This is a genomic window from Alkalicoccobacillus porphyridii (genome assembly GCF_007293315.1).
In the GTDB taxonomy this organism is placed as follows: domain Bacteria; phylum Bacillota; class Bacilli; order Bacillales; family Bacillaceae_D; genus Alkalicoccobacillus; species Alkalicoccobacillus porphyridii.
Window position 1 is genome coordinate 1 of the sequence record NZ_VLXZ01000229.1, and the last position, 268, is coordinate 268.

Sequence of the window (268 nt, forward strand, 5' to 3'; positions counted from 1 at the left end):
CTCGTCTAATAAATGAACGAAAAATACTTCAAATGACTGATGGTTATCAGGTCACTGCTTTGGGGGCTAGCTATGTTAGGAGCGTCTTTGATAGAAAGACACTTGACCGATTGCGGCTTGAGATTATGAATTTTGAAAACCGTAGAAAATCAACATTTAACTATGATAAGATTCCGTATGCGCACCCTTAGCGAGAGGTTTATCATTAAGGTCAACCTCTGGATGTTGTTTCGGCATCCTGCATTGAATCTGAGTTACTGTCTGTTTT

Annotated in this window: 1 protein-coding gene; it reads left to right on the top strand. The window is 39.6% G+C overall.

Going from position 1 to position 268, the window contains the following annotated elements:
- The coding region (locus FN960_RS23085) for a hypothetical protein (RefSeq protein WP_221936861.1) at window positions 1-191 on the top strand (191 nt) is incomplete at its 5' end.
- Window positions 192-268 lie beyond the last annotated feature (77 nt).